The sequence below is a fragment of the Hydrocarboniphaga effusa AP103 genome, assembly GCF_000271305.1.
GTDB classification, from domain to species: domain Bacteria; phylum Pseudomonadota; class Gammaproteobacteria; order Nevskiales; family Nevskiaceae; genus Hydrocarboniphaga; species Hydrocarboniphaga effusa.
The window spans coordinates 1,714,116-1,729,527 of sequence record NZ_AKGD01000001.1 but is presented as its reverse complement, the minus strand read 5'-3'; the positions used below and the strand labels follow the sequence as shown (position 1 = coordinate 1,729,527).

Here is a 15,412-nt window from a genome sequence, read left to right as displayed (position 1 = left end):
CGCGAAGGCGGGAATCCAGTCTTTCGCGGGCATGACGGTCGCAGGAGCAGAGGGGAGGTTGGCGCGTAGCGCGTACCCGCCATTCACTCAATGCCGCACCAGCGCCAGCACCACCTCGATGACGATCAGCATCACGATCGCGAATTCCATCAACGCGCCGCGCGCGCCCGATGATTCGTCGTACAGCGCCGTATAGGTGTCGCGAATGATCGACAGCTTGCGATCGACCGCGGCGCTCACGCTGGGCACGCGAAACAGCTCGAGCGCCGCGCTGTAGATGCGCGCGAGGTAGACGTCCTCGGTGACCTGCAGCGCGTTGTCGACTTTCTCGGTCAGCTCGGTGACTTCGGCGACGAGCGTGTACAGCCTGCGCGCCAGCTTGGCGAAGCGTCGCGGCGCGACGATGCCGAGACTGTTGCGCGTCTGGTCGACCAGATCGTTCATGCGCGGCAGCTCGTCGTCGAGCAGCTCGTCGTAATAGCGCAGCTCGAGCAGCTGCGCGTTCGCCACTTCGATGACGTCGGCGACGTCGGAATCGCCGCTCGGCTCGTAGATGAAGGCGCGATCCCAGGTCAGCACCACGAGATCGTCCTCGTAGTACGAAAAGCGCTTGCGCAGCAGATCGCGCCTCGCGCCGTCGGACAGTGCGCGCCGCTCCCCCGACAGCAAGGGCACCAGATCGACGCGCGCCTGCAGGGCTTCGGCGCTCAGCGGCTCGGCGAGGCGGTGTACGATGCCGAGCAGATAATCTTCCTGGATCGAATCCTGCAGCGTCGCTTCGCTCGGCTTGATCAGTGCGGGCGCGAGCGTACCGCGCACGCGGTCGAGCAGATCGCTCCAGATCAGCGTCGTCGACGCGGGCCCGACCGCCGCCTGCACGGATTCGAGCCGATCGGCGAACGCGCTCCAGCGCAGCTCGTCGGCCTCGATGCGCAACGCGAACGCGACGACGCCGAAATCGTAGACGCGCGCCGACACCTGCGCGGTGACGCTGCCGCCGGCGAGTTGCAGCGGCAGCGGATCGAGCGCCAGCATCACCGGTGGCACGTCGAAGGCGATGGCTTTGGCCGGCGAGGCGTTGAGACGCGAGCGCCGCGTGCCGCTCTGCGTGCGTGCGGCCCAGGCCGCCTCGGCTGCTGCGAGGTCGATGGCGTAGGCGATGTCGAACAGGCGCAAGGCCACGATGGCGCCGGCTTCCACGATCACTTCGGCAGTCATGTCGGTCGGGTCGCTCATGCAGCGCTCCGCGGCGGGTTCAGGCGCAGATGCTAACGACTCGGCGATGTCACTGCGTAGACAGGCGGCCCGGTCTGTGCGGATTGGAGCAGCGGCGCTGGTGAAATTCCAGCACTGCGGGAGGTGCGATCCCGTTCAGCCGGCTCGCTCGCTCGCGGCGCTATCATCACGTCCGGTCGATCGCTGCCCGGCACGCCCCGTGCAGGTTGGTCCACCTTCCGACCACTGTTCCCGTCCGCAAGGATTGCGCTTTCGATGCCGGATTCTTTCGCCGCCACGCCGCTGACCGCCGAGCCGATGTGGGATCTGATGCGCCGTCGTTTCGCGCAGCCCGAGCCCGAGCCCGACGCGGTGTGGCCGGAGCCGGCCGATGCGCAGGCCGCGCAACTGCTCGATCTGTATCGGCCGATGCTGCGCACGCCTTACGCGGTCGCCCAGCTCGGCCAGAGCCTCGACGGCTACATCGCCACCGACAGCGGCGATTCCAACTACGTGACCGGCGAATACGACCGCACCCACTTGCATCGCGTGCGTGCGCTCTGCGATGCGGTGATCGTCGGCGCCGAAACGGTGATCGCGGACGACCCGCAGCTGACCGTTCGCCATGTCTGCGGCCGTCATCCGCTGCGCGTGATCCTCGATCCGCGCGGGCGGGTTCCGCTGGAGCGCAAGGTGTTTCTCGACGGCGCCGCGCCGACCTTGCTGCTGACGGGCTGGCAGGTTCCGCATCGAACCGCTCCGGGCCTCGCACATGAGCGACTCGACGAAAGCGAGTTCGCTCCGCAGGCCTTGCTGCGGCGTCTGCATGCGCGGGGAGCGCGTCGCGTGCTCGTCGAAGGCGGAGGCGTGACGGTCTCGCGGTTTCTCGCGGCCGAGGCGCTCGATCGGCTGTTCGTGACGGTCGCTCCGCTGATCCTCGGCGAAGGCCGTCGCGGCCTGCAGCTGCCGCCCGTTCAGCGCATGGCGCAGGCGCTGCGCCCGAGCGTGCGGCGCTTCGATTTCGAAGAGGACGTGCTGTTCGACATCCAGCTGCGCAGGGCCTGAGCGGCCGCGTTTCGGCGCTCCGAAGCCTGCAATCGCGGCGACGAGCCCGTCGCAGCCGAAAAGCTCAGCGAGCCGCCGAGCGCAGGCGCAGCAGCGCCAGTAAACCCGGCAGGCTGCCGATCAGCGTGAGCACGCCGTAGCTGATCGACGCGGCGACGCCCTGCGCGGCATCGAGCCCGGCGATCGACCACGACAAGGCCGCCGCGCTTTCGCGCAAGCCCCAGCCCGCGAAGCCGAACGGCAAGGCCATCGCGAGCAAGGCATTGAGCAGCAGCGGAGCGAGCACGATCGCAGGTGCCTGTGCGCCCGCTGCGCGCGCCGCGAGCAGGAACAGCAGCACGATGCTCGCGAGCAACAGCCACGAAATCGCCAGTTGCAGCGCGAGCACGCGCGCAGGCCACCAGGCTCGGCGCAGGTCGGCAGCGGTGTCGCGCAGCCACGGCCAACGGCGGGCGTAGCGGCGCAGCGCATAGACCAGCACCGCCACGATCAGCACCAGCGCTCCGACCGCGAGCGCCAGCCGGGACGAAGCCCACCGCGGCTGCAGCGTCCAGGCGAACGCGGTGGCGAGCACCAGCGCGAGCTGGCCCATGCCGCGCTCGAACACCACGGCGCGGATCGCGGCCCCGCGTGTCTCGACGCGATTGGCATGTCGCCAGGCGCGCGCGACATCGCCGAGCACGCCGCCCGGCAGCAGTTGGTTGATCGCGCTCGCCGCATAGCATTCGGTGAAGGCCAGCGCGTACGGCAGCCGCAGGCCGAGCTTCGATGCGGTGAGGCGCCAACGCCAGGCCGCCAATGCGATCTGCACCGCCGTGAGCAGCAGCGCGAGCGCGATCAGCGAGGCCGGCAGCGTGCGCAACGCGTCGAGCACTTGCCGGGCATCGACGAAGGCGAAGACCAGCGCCAGCGCGGCGAGGCTCGCGAGCAGGCGCAGCGCCGCTTTCATCGTGGGCTCATGCGGCGAAGCGGCATAGCGCGGCGGCGAGGCGCCGGCCGGCTTCGGCCCAGTCGCCCAGCGGCGCGCGTGCCGCGGCTTGTGCGAGCGCTGCGCGCGCCTGGGTGTCGATCAGCAAGTGTTGCAGCGCGTTGGCGAGCGGCTCGATCTGGCCGGGCTCGACGAGCATCGCCGCGCCTGGCGGCAAGGTGTGTTCGATGCCGCCGCTGCGCGTGCTGACGATCGCCAGGCCGCGCACCGCCGCTTCGGTCAGCACCATGCCGTAGGTTTCGAGCCGCGACGCCAGCACGAAGATATCCGCGCCCGCGTATTCGGCATCGACGGCCTGCGTGTCGAGCGCGCCGGTGAAGCGGATGCGCTCTTGCAGGCCGAGCCGGGCGATGCGCGTGCGCAGCCGCGTGGTGAAATCCGGATCGGCATCGAGCGGGCCGACGCAGCGCAGGCGCCACGGCAGATCGCGCAGGCGAGCGAGCGCTTCGATGAGCAGGTCGTGGCCTTTTTGCGCGCTCACCGCGGCGACGCAGAGCAGCGTCGGCGTCGCATCGCGGCTGCCGGTCGCCCGTGATGCGGGGTCGACGCCCGGCGTGACGATGGTGATGCGGGCCGCATCGACGCCGTAGTCCGAAAGGCGCGCCGCGCTGTAGCGACTCGTGACGACGATGCCGGCAGTGGCAGACAGCGCGCGGCGTTCACGCTCGAAATACAGCTCGCGCTGGGCCTCGCCCAGATCGACCGCGTCGGCGAGCGGCAGGTGCACGAGCATGACGAGCCGCAGGCGCTGAGCCTGCGCGGCGACGATCTCGGGCAGCGCGGAACCCGCGAGCCCGTCGATCAGCACGAGCGCCGCATCGGCGCAGGCGGCGAGCGCATTCGTCAGGCTGGCGCGCGCGAGCGCATCGGCTTGCGGAAACGCGCCGTCGAGTTCGGTGATCGCGACGCTCCAGCCCAGCTCGCGCAGCTCGCTCGCGATGCGCCGGTCGTAGCGCGAGCCTCCGCTGGGCCGGTCGATCGACCCCGGAACGAGCAGGTGCAGCCTGCGCATCGGCCAGCGCCTCCTCTAGAGATCGCGCAGCGCGGCCTCGTAACCGGCGGCGGCGACGTGCGATTCGTTGAGCGTCACGCCGAGCTGCGCGAGACCGCGCGCGGTCTCGCCGATCTCGCCGGCCCGGATCGCATCGACGATGCGATCGAACACGTACCGGGCGAGATATTCGGTGGTGGTGTTGACGCCCTTGAACTGCGGTTCGTCGTCGAGGTTGCGATAGTCGATCGCGCGCAGCACGGCCGAGACCGCGCGGCTCGCGAGCCCGATGTCGACCACCAGGCCGTCGGCATCGAGCTCGGGCCGCTTGAAGACCACGTCGATCACGTAGGTGGCCCCATGCAGTTTCTGCGCGGGACCGAACACCTCGCCGCGAAAGCTGTGGGCGATCATCACGTGGTCTCGAACGGTGATGCTGTACATCGCTGAACTCCTGAGATCTGGCGGGCGGATGCCGGCCCGGCATGATCCCCATCGAAGGATTGCTTATCAATATCCCCTGCAAGGTATATTCATAGAATATCCTCTATAGGGTATCGATTGACAATATACCCTTGCGGGGATATATCTGTTTTATCCCCTGGAGGAGATAGGCATGGACTACGTCGCAAGAACGCCCGAGCAGCTCGGGCAGATTCTGAAAAGTTGTCGTGCCGAGCAAAAACTCAGCCAGCAGGCGGCCGGGGCCAAGGTCGGGCTCAAGCAGGGCACGATTTCCGTCCTCGAATCCGACGCCTCGCGATCGAGTGTCGCAACGCTCTACAAGTTGCTGTCGGCATTGCAGCTCGAGCTGGTGCTGCGGGATCGCAATGGCGAGACGACGCCGGTTGCCCAGCGGCTGGAGTGGTAGCCGATGGCGCGGCCGTCGGCACAGCGCTCGCTCGCCATCTGGATGAATGGCGAGCTCGTCGGGCGCTGGATCGTCCGGCCGGGCAAGCCGGATGAATTCGTCTACGCGAGCGAGTGGCTGACTGCCGAAGCCGCTCGCCCTCTCTCGCTGTCGATGCCGCTGCGGCCCACGCCGCATCAGGGAATCAAGGTTGCGGCGTACTTCGACAATCTTCTGCCGGACAACCGCCGTGTGCGCGAACGCCTGCAGCAGCGCTTCGGTGCGCGCTCCTCGGCGAGCTTCGACTTGTTGGCCGAGATCGGTCGCGACTGCGTCGGCGCGATCCAGATCTTGCCGATCGACGCGCCCCGGCCGAATGTGCGGGCGATCGATAGCGAGCCGATCGGCGAAAGCCAGATCGAGGCTTTGCTCAAAGGCCTGCTCACGACGCCGATCGGACGTGCCGATCAGGGCGACGACTTTCGCATCTCGCTCGCCGGTGCGCAGGAGAAGACCGCACTGCTCGATCTCGGCAGCGGCTGGCGAAAACCGCACGGCGCCACGCCGAGCACGCACATCCTGAAGCTGCCCATCGGTTCGGGTGGTGGCGGAATCGATCTGACGACCTCGGTCGAAAACGAGTGGCTTTGTGCCGAGCTGCTGAAGCTTTACGGCATGGCGGTGGCCGAATGCCGGATGGATCGCTTCGGCGCTCAGAAGGCGCTCGTGGTGAAGCGTTTCGATCGCAGGCTTGCAGCAGACGGAAGCTGGATTCTTCGCTTGCCGCAGGAGGATTGCTGCCAGGTTTTCGGCGTCCCCAGTGACCACAAGTATGAATCCGACGGTGGCCCCGGTATCGCAACCATCATGGACATGTTGCTCGGTTCATCGCGGCCGGAGCAGGATCGCTACGATTTCCTGAAAGCGCAAATGCTGTTCTGGATGCTGTGTGCGACCGATGGTCACGCGAAGAACTTCAGTGTCCAGATCGAGGCGGGCGGCCGGTATCGATTGGCGCCGCTGTACGACGTGCTGTCGGTGTTCCCCGTGTTGGGCAATGGCAGCGGACAGCTCTCCCCGAACAAGGCCAGGATGGCGATGGCCGTGCAGGGCAAGAACCGCCACTACTTGTGGCAGTCGATACAGCCTCGGCATTCGATACAGCCTCGGCATTGGGAAGACACCGCGAGGCGTTGCGGAATGGCCGCGGCCTATCCCGCTCTGCGTGATGAACTGATCGAGAAAACGGCCGCCGTGATCGATCGGGTATCGAACCTCGTTCCTCGCGATTTTCCGGGCGCTGTGTTCGAGCCGATCCTGGCCGGACTCCAGCGCTCGCGAGACCAGCTCGCCGCGTCAGTCGCTCAGTCGTAGCGCTCAGTCGTAGCGCACGCGCCGGCACAGTGCGCCGTCGGGCCGGTCGGCGAGTTGCGCGAGCGTCTGCGGCAGCTCGTCGAAGCGGCATTCGCCATCGATCAGCGCATCGAAGCGATCGTCGCGCAGCAGATCGAGCGCAAGAGCGAGCCGGCGCTTGTGCGGCCAGCGTGCGCGACGCGCCGGTGCCACCTGGCCGACCTGGCTCGCACGGATCGACAACCGCCGCGAATGGAAGGCTTCGCCGAGCGGCAGCGCGATGCGCCGATCGCCGAACCAGGACATTTCGATGATCTCGGCTTCGAGCCCGGCGAGGCGCAAGGCGAGCTCGAGCCCGGCTTCCGATGCGCTCGCGTGGAAGACCAGATCGGCTTCGGCGCTGGCCTCGCCGGGCAGCCGGAAATGCAGGCCCAGCCGCGCCGCGAGCGCGGCGCGTCGCGGATCGATGTCGATCAGCTCGACGCGCGTTCCGGGCAGCTGCGAGGCCAGCAGGGCGACGGCGGTTCCGGTCACGCCGGCACCGATCACCGCGATGCGATCGCCGACGCGCGGGCCCGCGTCCCACAGCGTGTTGACGGCGGTTTCGACGTTGGCCGCGAGCACCGCGCGAGATTCCGGAACGCCATCGGGCAGCGGTACCACTGCGCTCGCGGGCACCACGTAGGCGGTCTGGTGCGGATACAGGCAGAACACGCTGCGGCCGAGCAAGTCGCCCGGCCCCTGCTCGACGACGCCGACATTCATGTAGCCGTACTTGACGGGCCCCGGAAACTCGCCGGACTGATGCGGCGCGCGCATCAGGGCATACTGGCTCGGCGGCACCTGACCCTTGAACACCAGGCTCTCGCTGCCGCGGCTGATGCCGCTGTAGCGCGTGCGCACGCGCACTTCGTCGCGGCTCGCGGGCAGCAGGCTTTCCTCACGGATTTCGCCGCGGCCCGGTGCGGCTAGCCAGAATGCGCGTTCGCTGCGAGTCGACATGAAGCAAAACGTCCGGTCGGATCGATGAGAAACCCTAGCCTACGCAATCCCGCCCTGCGTTGCCGCGCGCGCAGGCGCGCCGCATGAACGCGCCGGACATGCAGCCGAATGGGCAGCGCCTGCGCGTCGCCGTCGAACTGCTCGCCGGCCTGCTGCTGCTCGCGGCGATGGCGTTGGCGCTCCAGCATTGGACGGATTGGCCGCTGCGTTCAGTGTTCGCGGCGTTCGCGGTGCTCGCGCTGGTTTCGCTGCTGCTGCTGCTGCACTGGCATCCGCCGCAGACGATCCGCGGGCTCGGCCATGCCAATCGCGTGACCTTGCTGCGCGCGACGCTGGTCGCACTGGTGGCCGGCAGCGTCGCCGCGCCGCAGTGGCTGCCCCTGCATGCGCTGCTCTGTTGCGCACTCGCGCTCGCGGCGCTCGCGCTCGATGGACTCGACGGCGCGGTGGCCCGGCGCACGCGCAGCGATACCGCGTTCGGCGCGAGCTTCGACATGGAGCTCGACGCCTTCTTCATCCTGGTGCTGAGCTTCGCCTGCTGGATCGGCGGACGCGCCGGTGCCTGGGTGCTCGCGATCGGCTTCATGCGCTACGCCATGCTCGTGGCCGCGCAGCTGTCGCCGAGGCTGCGCGGCAAGGTGCCGCCGAGCTTCTTCGCCAGGCTCGTCTGCGTGCTGCAGATCGCTGCACTGGTGATCGCGCTGCTGCCGTGGACGCCGCTCGCGCTGGCTTCCGCGCTGCTGGCGATCGCCCTCGCGCTACTGACGGTCTCGTTCGGCCGCGACGTGGTCTGGCTGCTCGGGCGGCAGCAGGCGCCGACGCTCACGTGAGCGGCTGAAGCTGTCGGCCAGCCAGCTGCGAAAGTCCGACAGCTGCGGCGCCTGCCCGCGCTCGGGCGGCAGATTGCCGGCGCTGAAACCCGCATCGACGAAGCGCTGCACGAGCGCTGCATCGCCGCTGATCACGTGCATCGGCACCGCGTGCCGCGGGCCGCCGGTGATGAGCGGCGCGGCCGGGTGATCGCCGAGCACGATCAGCAGCGTGCGCTCGTCGACGTATCGTTGCGCGTAGGCGCCGATCACCGCGAGCGAGTAGCGCAGCGCGCGCGCGTAGTGTTCGCGCACGCGATCGGAATCGCGCCAGAGCTGCTCGGGCGTCTCGTCCGCGTCGGCCCATTCGGCGAACAGGCTGCCGTCGCCGATGCGATCCCAATCGGTGATCACCGGCAGCACCGGCGTCCACGGCGCATGGCTGCTGATCAGCGCGACGTCGATGTAATGCGGGGCCTGCGCGTTGCCGCGCTGCGTGCGCTGCAGGTGATCCCAGGTGTACTGGTCGGGCATCGTGATCCAGTTCAGCGCCGGGCCGCGGTAGCCGCTCGCGGCCGCATCGACGATGCGCTGATAGCCGAAAGCCGGAGCTTCTGGCCACGCGAGTGTATTGGCCGGCCGCACCGCGATGCTCGCGTGGCCCGCGCGAGCGAAATCGCGCGGCAGCATGCCGGGCGCGCCGCGACTCGTGATGAGGCTGTAGCGCAGCGGGCTGTCGATCCACTGGCCGCTCAGCAGCGTGGTTTGCGCGAGCCAGGATTGTCCGCCCTGCACGGGCGAGACGAAGCGCGCACTCGCGCTGCTGAGCCCGGCTTCGGCGAAGCGCGCGGCCCAGTCGCCGAGTTCGCTGCGGATCAGCGGAGCGTAGCGCGGATCGTCGAGCACATCGGCGCCGTAGGACTCGACGAAGGCGACGATCACGTCGACGCCGGCCAGATCGGAGAACAGATCCGCATCGGCGATGTCGGCGAGCGGATCGATGTCCAGCGTGCGGGCGAACGTCCGCAGTTCGTGCAGCATGGCGCTCGCGCGCTGCGTTTGCGTCACGGCCGCGGCGGCGAGCGGCGCCGTGCGCGGAAAGCCCGGCGCGGCGATCAGCAGCAGCGCCAACGAGCCCGCGGCCGCGATGCGCTTGCGCTGCGGAGGCAGTGACGTCGAGCTTCGCAACAGCAAGGCCAGCGCGACGACGACACCGATCAGCGCGAGCGCGATGCCGAGCTCGATCGCCAGCGCCCAGGCGCCGAGGTTGCGCGTGAGCAGCCCATGCGCAGGCGCGAGCAGGCGCCAGTCCATGACGAGATTGAACGGCCTCGACAGCGCGGCGCGCACGCCCGCATCGGCCAGCGCGCAGATCAGCAGCAGCGTGCTCAGCGCGGCGAGCGGCCAGGCCAGCGGGCGGGCGAATCGCGCCGGCAGGCTCGCCAGCACGGCGCCGAGCCACAGCAGCTCGACCGCGATCCACGGACGATCGGGCAGGCCGGGCAGCCACCAGAAGGCGGCGCTCGGCAGCAGCAACAGCAGCAGACTGCGGAGCAGCATCGGGTCACGCCGGCCGGAAAATCAGGCTTCGGGCTTGTGCTCGCGCGCCTCGCGATGCAGGTCGAGCAGGTGATGGCCGAGCACCGCGTTCGCCTGGATGTCGAGCACCAGCGCCATGAACACGCTCGCATCGTCGGTGTTGACGAGCACGTGCTGGTAGAGCCCGTCCGGGTGCTCCCAGACGTAGGTGATCGTCACCTCGTCGCCGCAATCGCGGCCCTCGAAATCCTCGGGCGCGATGCTCTCGAAATACGGCCAGAAATCGATCGGCGGCTCCGCGTCCAGGTCGAGACGGCGCATCGGCGGGCGGGAGGTGGCTTTGAATTCGGCTTTCGAGAGCTTCATGTGAGGACGCGGGTGGAGATGACGAAGGCGGCGCTATGTTGCAGCAAGCTCACGCGACTCGCTCAGGCGTTTCGGTACATCGCCGATGGCGAGGTCGGGCACTTCGGACTTTAGGGCGCCTGCGAACAGGCGAATCACCCCGGACGCGGCCGACGCAGCGGGAGCTCGGTATCGAAACGTTCAGCCGAACAGCAGCGCACGATGCGCCGCAACGCCGGCCTGTGTGCCGTCGCCCACGGCGAGGGCGACGCTGCCGGCTGCGCGCGCCGCGTCGCCGCAGGCGAACACGCCCGGAACGCTCGTTTCCTTCATCGCATCGGTGCGAATGAAAGCGCCCATCGGCCCTTCTTCAAAGGCGCAGCCGAGCTGTTCGGCGAGCGGACTCGCCATGCGGATCTGCGACGCGGTGAACAAGCCGGCGAAATCGAGACGCCGGCCGTCGACGAACTCGATCGTTGCAGCATCGGTGAGACGTGCGATCTTCGTGCGCTCAACGCTGACGCCGCGCTTGGCAAGTTCTGCGCTTTGTTCGGCATCAGGCTCGAACTTGCCGTTGAGCAGGAACGTCACCTGTCCCCAATCGGGCAGCATGAGTGCCTGATGCAGCGAGTTCGGGCCGGTGGCGATGACGCCGATAGAGCCCTGGTTCAATTCATAGCCATGGCAGTACGGACAGTGGAATACGCTGCGGCCCCAGCGTTCGGCGAGGCCTTCGACCGGCGGTAGCTCGTCGATCACACCGGTTGCGAGCACGATTTTTCTTGCGCGCACCATGCTGCCGTCTTCGACCGTGGCGACGAATTCGCCCGCGTTCGCATGCGCTTTGCGAACCTGTGCGGCGAGCCACTGCGCGTTCGGATAGGCGAGCAGCTGCGCGCGTGCGTCGGCGACGATCTGCGACGGATCTCGACCGTCCTGGCCGAGAAAGCCATGGGAAGTCGAAACGAAGCGATTGCGCCGAACGCCAGCGTCGATCACGAGCAGCTTCTGCCGTGCGCGCGCAAGTTGCAGCGCGGCCGCAAGGCCCGCATAGCTTCCGCCGATGACGAGCGCGTCGTAGCGCGCTTGCGGTTCAATGTCCATGAATGCGGCTCCGCTTGGGGTGCGCCTCGAAGCGTCGGTTGAAATCGGCCGACAGTTCGGCGAGCGAGATAGTGGACAGCTTGGCGATGAGCAGTGACTGCGCCTGCTCGAATGCGGAGTCCAGGGCTTCGTTGACTGCGAGTTCCACCAGGCATTCGGGTCGCGCGGTGCGATTGCCCATGGCGAATACGTCGGGTGCGCCGACGGCGTCGTAGACGTCGCGCAGCGTCACTTTCGCAAGATCGCAGCTGACCGCCCAGCCTCCGCCATGCCCCTTGTTCGAGCTTACATAGCCGAGCTTGCGCAGGCGCCCAAGCTCGCGCCGCACGACAGCGGCATTGCTATGCAGATAGCCCGCGAGTTCTTCGGAGGTGAGCGCTCGCTCGCTGTGTGCGAGGTGCAACAGCAAATGCAGAACCGACGAAAGGCGGCTGTCTCGTTTCATGTATCAAATGATGCTACATGAGATTCCGGCTGTCCAGGCGCCTCTGGATGGATCAGGATCGATGCATGCGGATGGCGACGATCTGGAGTTGGGCGGTCGGTATAGTGTGGGCAATCCCCCGCATGTCCATCGATCAGGAGTTTTTGTGCCCCGTCTGCAGTTGGAGTTGCCCGAGCGTTTCGCCTTTTTTTACGGATGTCGCCGTTTACGTTGGGCACATCAACATCGCACGCCATGTCGACAATGCGCTGATGCTGAGCCTGGTTGCCGAGGCGCGCAGCCGCTACTTCGCGTCGCTCGGCTACGACGAGGACGCGGTCGAGGGCCTGGCGACGACGATCACCGACGTGCTCTGGCTCTACAAGGCCGAGGCGTTTCATGGTGACGTGCTGAGCGTCGAGATGGTCGCGGACGACTACAACAAGTACGGCTTCGATCTGCTCTATCGCATGACGCGAAAATCCGACGGCCGTGAAATCGGACGCGGCAAGCACGGCATCGTCTTCATCGATCTGCAGCAGCGCAAGGTTGCGCGGGTGCCGCCGCAGTTTCGCGTCAAGGCCGACGCGCTGGGCAACTAAGCGCTGCGTACGCGCTGCACCGCGTCGAGCCAGCCCGCGTAGAGCTGTTCGACCGAGCCGGACGAGCGCCTGGGCCTGAAGTGCGCCTCGGATTTCCACAGCGCGGCGATCTCGTCGAGCGATTGATAAACACCCGCGCCGAGTCCGGCGAGAAACGCCGCGCCGAGCGCGGTGGTTTCGACGGTCTGCGGGCGCACCACGTCGATCTGCAGGATGTCGGCGAGAAACTGCGTGAGCCAGTCGTTGACGACCATGCCGCCGTCGACGCGCAGCTCCTTCGGCGCGCAGGCGTCGCCGGCCATCGCCAGCATGAGATCGCGCGTCTGGTAGCAGGTCGATTCGAGCGCGGCGCGCACGATGTGGGCGATGCCCGAATCGCGCGTGAGCCCGAAGATCGCGCCGCGCGCTTCGGGGTCCCAGTACGGTGCGCCGAGGCCGGTGAACGCGGGGACGAGATAGACGCCGTCGGTGTCTTCGATCGAACGCGCCAGCGCCTCGGTTTCGCCGGCCGCCTTGACCAGGCGCATCGCATCGCGCAGCCATTGCACGGCCGCGCCGGCGACGAAGATCGCGCCTTCGAGCGCATACGTGGCTTCGCCGTTGAGCCGATACGCGACGGTCGACAGCAGCCGGTTCTTCGAGCGCGTGAACTCGCGTCCGGTGTTGAGCACCATGAAGCAGCCGGTGCCGTAGGTGCTCTTGATCATGCCGGGCTCGAAGCAGGCCTGGCCGACCGTGGCGGCCTGCTGATCGCCCGCGATGCCACGAATCGGAATCGCCGCGCCGAACAGCTCGGGCAGGGTGCGGCCGTAATCGTCGGCGCTGTCGAGCACCTCGGGCAGCAGGCTCTTCGGCACGCGGAAGAAGTCGAGCAGCTCGTCGTCCCATTGCTGCTTGCGGATATCGAACAGCGCCGTGCGCGAGGCATTGGTCGCATCGGTGACGTGGCGCTTGCCGCCGAGCAGGTTCCACAGCAGCCAGCAGTCGATCGTGCCGAAGGCGAGCTCGCCGCGCTGCGCGGCCTCGCGCGCGCCGCTGACGTTGTCGAGCAGCCAGGCGATCTTGGTCGCCGAGAAATACGGATCGATGATGAGCCCGGTCCTTTCGTTGAGCCAGTCGCCGCGGTCCGCATGCTTGCGGCAGAACTCGGCGGTGCGGCGGTCCTGCCAGACGATCGCGGGCGCGATCGGCCTGCCGCTCTTGCGGTCCCAGATCAGCGTGGTTTCGCGCTGGTTGGTGATGCCCAGCGCGGCGATCTTCGCGGCCGCGATGCCGCTTTTCTCGATCGCCTCGCGCACGCAGGCGACGGTGTCGTCCCAGATGCGCAGCGCGTCGTGCTCGACCCAGCCGGGCTTCGGAAACGATTGCGGCAGTTCGCGGCTCGCGCTCGACAGCTTGGCGCCCGCGCGATCGAACACGATCGCGCGCGAGCTCGTGGTGCCCTGGTCGATGGCGAGCAAATGAGCTTGCTGGCTGCTCTGCGGCATGAATCCTCCGGCCTGCGATTGGTGTTGTTCGTTGTGGGCTTTGCCTGCGCCTTCTCGCCGCTGCCTCGACGCGGGCCGGCGGGCATGGAACACTCGGCCCTGCGAGGAGCAGTGTCTACCCTACAGAATCCTGCGGCCAGCGGACTGAACGCTGGATAAGCCGGATCGGATCAGGCTCGAATGAGATCGATCGAACTTCAATTGCCCGTGAGCAAAAGCGCGGTGGCCTTTACGCGCGGCTGGATTCCGGATGAGCCCGTGCGCGGCGCCGTGCAGATCGTGCATGGCATGGCCGAGCACGGCGGCCGTTACGAAGTGCTCGCGCATGCGCTCGTCGAGGCGGGCTACGCGGTCTATGCGCAGGACTTGCCGGCGCATGGCCGCACGGCGCGTGCGCGTGACGAACTCGGCCAGTTCCCGGGCGGCTACGGCTGGAGGCTCGCGCTGCAATCGATTCGCTGCCTGCAGCGCGAGCTCGGCGACTGGCATCCGGGCGTGCCGCTGTTCCTCTACGGACACAGCATGGGCTCGTTCCTGCTGCAGGATTATCTGAGCCGGCACGCGCACGACCTGGCCGGCGCGGTGATCTCCGCGAGTACGGCCGACACCGGACCGATGCGCGCGATCGGCGTGCTGATCCTCAAGCTGGAGGCGATGCGTGCCGGGCTCGACGAGCCGAGCGCGATCGCCGATCTGCTGACCTTCCGCAGCTACAACCGGCGCTTCAAGCCGACGCGCACGGCCTTCGACTGGCTGTCGACCGACGCGGCCGAGGTGGATCGCTACATCGCCGATCCGCATTGCGGCTTCCGCTGCTCCACGGGCACCTGGATCGAGCTGCTCGAAGCCATCGGGCGGCTCGACGATCGCCGGGCCGCACGTGTTCCGTCACGGTTGCCGCTGCTGCTCACCGCCGGCGAGGACGATCCAGTCAGCAACGGCGCCAAAGGCCCGAAGCTGCTCGCCGAACGCTATCGCAAGGCAGGCTTGACCGATGTCACTGTGAAGACCTATCCGGGCGCCCGCCACGAGCCGCTCAACGACCACTGTCGCGAGGCGGTGATTCGCGACGTGGTGGAGTGGATGCAGGCGAGAACGCCGGCGGCCTAGGCGAGCGCCAGCGCCTTGCGCGTCGCCTCGAGGGTCGCCGCGCAGGCGCGCGCGGCTTCGGTTCCCTTGACGACGAAGTGCTCGCCGAAATAGCGGCGATGTTCTTCGTGCTCGTGGAAGTGATGCGGCGTCAGCACGGCCGAGAGCATCGGCACTTCGAGGTCGAGCTGGTTGCGCATGAGTCCGTCGATGACGGCCTGGGCGACGAAGTCGTGGCGATAGATGCCGCCGTCGACGACCAGGCCGGCCGCGACGATCGCCGCGTAACGCCCGCTTTTGGCGAGCAGGCGCGTCTGCAGCGGCAGCTCGTAGGCGCCCGGGACTTCGTAGTAGTCGATCTGATCGGCCGCAAAGCCGAGGCGCTGCAGCTCCGCGCCGAAGCCGTCGCGGCAGCGATCGACGATCTCGCGATGCCAGCAGGCCTGCACGAAGGCCACGCGCGGCAGCTCGGCGCGATCGGCGGCAATGGGGAAGAGAGGTTTCAAGGCTTGATTCATCGGCGCTCCAAGTGGCAGTGAATGGGGGCGC

At 67.8% G+C, this 15,412-nt stretch carries 17 protein-coding genes; 6 read left to right on the top strand and 11 right to left on the bottom strand.

Features of this window, described 5'->3' with window-relative positions; genetic code table 11:
* Nucleotides 1-87 precede the first annotated feature (87 nt).
* Nucleotides 88-1,236 (bottom strand): hypothetical protein, encoded by a 1,149-nt coding sequence (locus WQQ_RS07565; protein ID WP_007184548.1) that lies wholly within the window; start codon nucleotides 1,234-1,236, stop codon nucleotides 88-90.
* 255 nt (nucleotides 1,237-1,491) lie between these two features.
* On the opposite strand from WQQ_RS07565, the gene WQQ_RS07560 reads away from it, so the two are divergent.
* Nucleotides 1,492-2,280, top strand: coding sequence for a RibD family protein (locus WQQ_RS07560; RefSeq protein ID WP_007184547.1), 789 nt, complete (start codon nucleotides 1,492-1,494; stop codon nucleotides 2,278-2,280).
* A gap of 64 nt (nucleotides 2,281-2,344) precedes the next feature.
* Here the strand turns inward: WQQ_RS07560 and WQQ_RS07555 are convergent, their stop codons facing one another.
* Genes WQQ_RS07555 through WQQ_RS07545 form a run of 3 tightly spaced genes read right to left on the bottom strand, consistent with a single transcriptional unit; the run spans nucleotide 2,345 to nucleotide 4,703 of the window.
* Nucleotides 2,345-3,229, bottom strand: coding sequence for a lysylphosphatidylglycerol synthase transmembrane domain-containing protein (locus WQQ_RS07555; protein WP_007184546.1), 885 nt, complete (start codon nucleotides 3,227-3,229; stop codon nucleotides 2,345-2,347).
* A 7-nt stretch (nucleotides 3,230-3,236) separates the two neighbouring features.
* On the bottom strand, nucleotides 3,237-4,280 hold the full coding sequence (locus WQQ_RS07550) for a glycosyltransferase family 4 protein (protein WP_007184545.1): 1,044 nt from the start codon (nucleotides 4,278-4,280) through the stop codon (nucleotides 3,237-3,239).
* A 15-nt stretch (nucleotides 4,281-4,295) separates the two neighbouring features.
* The gene (locus WQQ_RS07545) at nucleotides 4,296-4,703 is read right to left on the bottom strand and encodes a 6-pyruvoyl trahydropterin synthase family protein (RefSeq protein WP_007184544.1); all 408 of its coding nucleotides are present in this window, start codon (nucleotides 4,701-4,703) and stop codon (nucleotides 4,296-4,298) included.
* Nucleotides 4,704-4,875: 172 nt separating this feature from the next.
* On the opposite strand from WQQ_RS07545, the gene WQQ_RS07540 reads away from it, so the two are divergent.
* Together WQQ_RS07540 and WQQ_RS07535 are read left to right on the top strand one after the other, a co-directional pair.
* Nucleotides 4,876-5,130, top strand: a complete 255-nt coding sequence (locus tag WQQ_RS07540) for a helix-turn-helix domain-containing protein (protein ID WP_007184543.1) — start codon at nucleotides 4,876-4,878, stop codon at nucleotides 5,128-5,130.
* A gap of 3 nt (nucleotides 5,131-5,133) precedes the next feature.
* Nucleotides 5,134-6,483 carry a type II toxin-antitoxin system HipA family toxin gene (locus WQQ_RS07535; RefSeq protein WP_007184542.1) on the top strand — a complete coding sequence of 450 codons (1,350 nt, stop codon included), beginning with the start codon at nucleotides 5,134-5,136 and terminating at the stop codon, nucleotides 6,481-6,483.
* A 3-nt stretch (nucleotides 6,484-6,486) separates the two neighbouring features.
* On the opposite strand, the gene WQQ_RS07530 is transcribed toward WQQ_RS07535, so the two are convergent.
* Nucleotides 6,487-7,464, bottom strand: coding sequence for a zinc-dependent alcohol dehydrogenase (locus WQQ_RS07530; RefSeq protein ID WP_007184541.1), 978 nt, complete (start codon nucleotides 7,462-7,464; stop codon nucleotides 6,487-6,489).
* A gap of 83 nt (nucleotides 7,465-7,547) precedes the next feature.
* Between WQQ_RS07530 and WQQ_RS07525 the strand changes: the two genes are divergently transcribed.
* Nucleotides 7,548-8,294, top strand: coding sequence for a CDP-alcohol phosphatidyltransferase family protein (locus WQQ_RS07525; RefSeq protein ID WP_040453700.1), 747 nt, complete (start codon nucleotides 7,548-7,550; stop codon nucleotides 8,292-8,294).
* On the opposite strand, the gene WQQ_RS07520 is transcribed toward WQQ_RS07525, so the two are convergent.
* From WQQ_RS07520 to WQQ_RS07505, 4 genes are all read right to left on the bottom strand, one after another.
* On the bottom strand, nucleotides 8,223-9,833 hold the full coding sequence (locus WQQ_RS07520) for an alkaline phosphatase family protein (protein WP_007184539.1): 1,611 nt from the start codon (nucleotides 9,831-9,833) through the stop codon (nucleotides 8,223-8,225). The genes WQQ_RS07525 and WQQ_RS07520 overlap by 72 nt on opposite strands.
* A gap of 21 nt (nucleotides 9,834-9,854) precedes the next feature.
* On the bottom strand, nucleotides 9,855-10,178 hold the full coding sequence (locus WQQ_RS07515) for a hypothetical protein (RefSeq protein ID WP_007184538.1): 324 nt from the start codon (nucleotides 10,176-10,178) through the stop codon (nucleotides 9,855-9,857).
* 180 nt (nucleotides 10,179-10,358) lie between these two features.
* The gene (locus WQQ_RS07510; RefSeq protein WP_007184536.1) at nucleotides 10,359-11,261 is read right to left on the bottom strand and encodes an NAD(P)/FAD-dependent oxidoreductase; all 903 of its coding nucleotides are present in this window, start codon (nucleotides 11,259-11,261) and stop codon (nucleotides 10,359-10,361) included.
* Nucleotides 11,251-11,706: an Rrf2 family transcriptional regulator gene (locus WQQ_RS07505; RefSeq protein ID WP_007184535.1), complete on the bottom strand. Its 456-nt coding sequence runs from the start codon at nucleotides 11,704-11,706 to the stop codon at nucleotides 11,251-11,253. Before WQQ_RS07505 ends, WQQ_RS07510 begins: the two co-directional genes overlap by 11 nt.
* A gap of 122 nt (nucleotides 11,707-11,828) precedes the next feature.
* Between WQQ_RS07505 and WQQ_RS07500 the strand changes: the two genes are divergently transcribed.
* Entirely contained in the window at nucleotides 11,829-12,287 is a 459-nt protein-coding gene (locus WQQ_RS07500) for an acyl-CoA thioesterase (protein WP_157534546.1), read from the top strand.
* Here WQQ_RS07500 and glpK read toward each other — a convergent pair.
* Nucleotides 12,284-13,774: a glycerol kinase GlpK gene (gene glpK / locus WQQ_RS07495; RefSeq protein WP_007184531.1), complete on the bottom strand. Its 1,491-nt coding sequence runs from the start codon at nucleotides 13,772-13,774 to the stop codon at nucleotides 12,284-12,286. The two genes, WQQ_RS07500 and glpK, sit on opposite strands and share 4 nt — an antisense overlap.
* Before the next feature lie 180 nt (nucleotides 13,775-13,954).
* On the opposite strand from glpK, the gene WQQ_RS07490 reads away from it, so the two are divergent.
* Nucleotides 13,955-14,884 carry an alpha/beta fold hydrolase gene (locus WQQ_RS07490; RefSeq protein ID WP_007184530.1) on the top strand — a complete coding sequence of 310 codons (930 nt, stop codon included), beginning with the start codon at nucleotides 13,955-13,957 and terminating at the stop codon, nucleotides 14,882-14,884.
* Here WQQ_RS07490 and WQQ_RS07485 read toward each other — a convergent pair.
* Entirely contained in the window at nucleotides 14,881-15,381 is a 501-nt protein-coding gene (locus WQQ_RS07485; protein WP_007184529.1) for a 6,7-dimethyl-8-ribityllumazine synthase, read from the bottom strand. The genes WQQ_RS07490 and WQQ_RS07485 overlap by 4 nt on opposite strands.
* Between the last annotated feature and the right edge of the window lie 31 nt (nucleotides 15,382-15,412).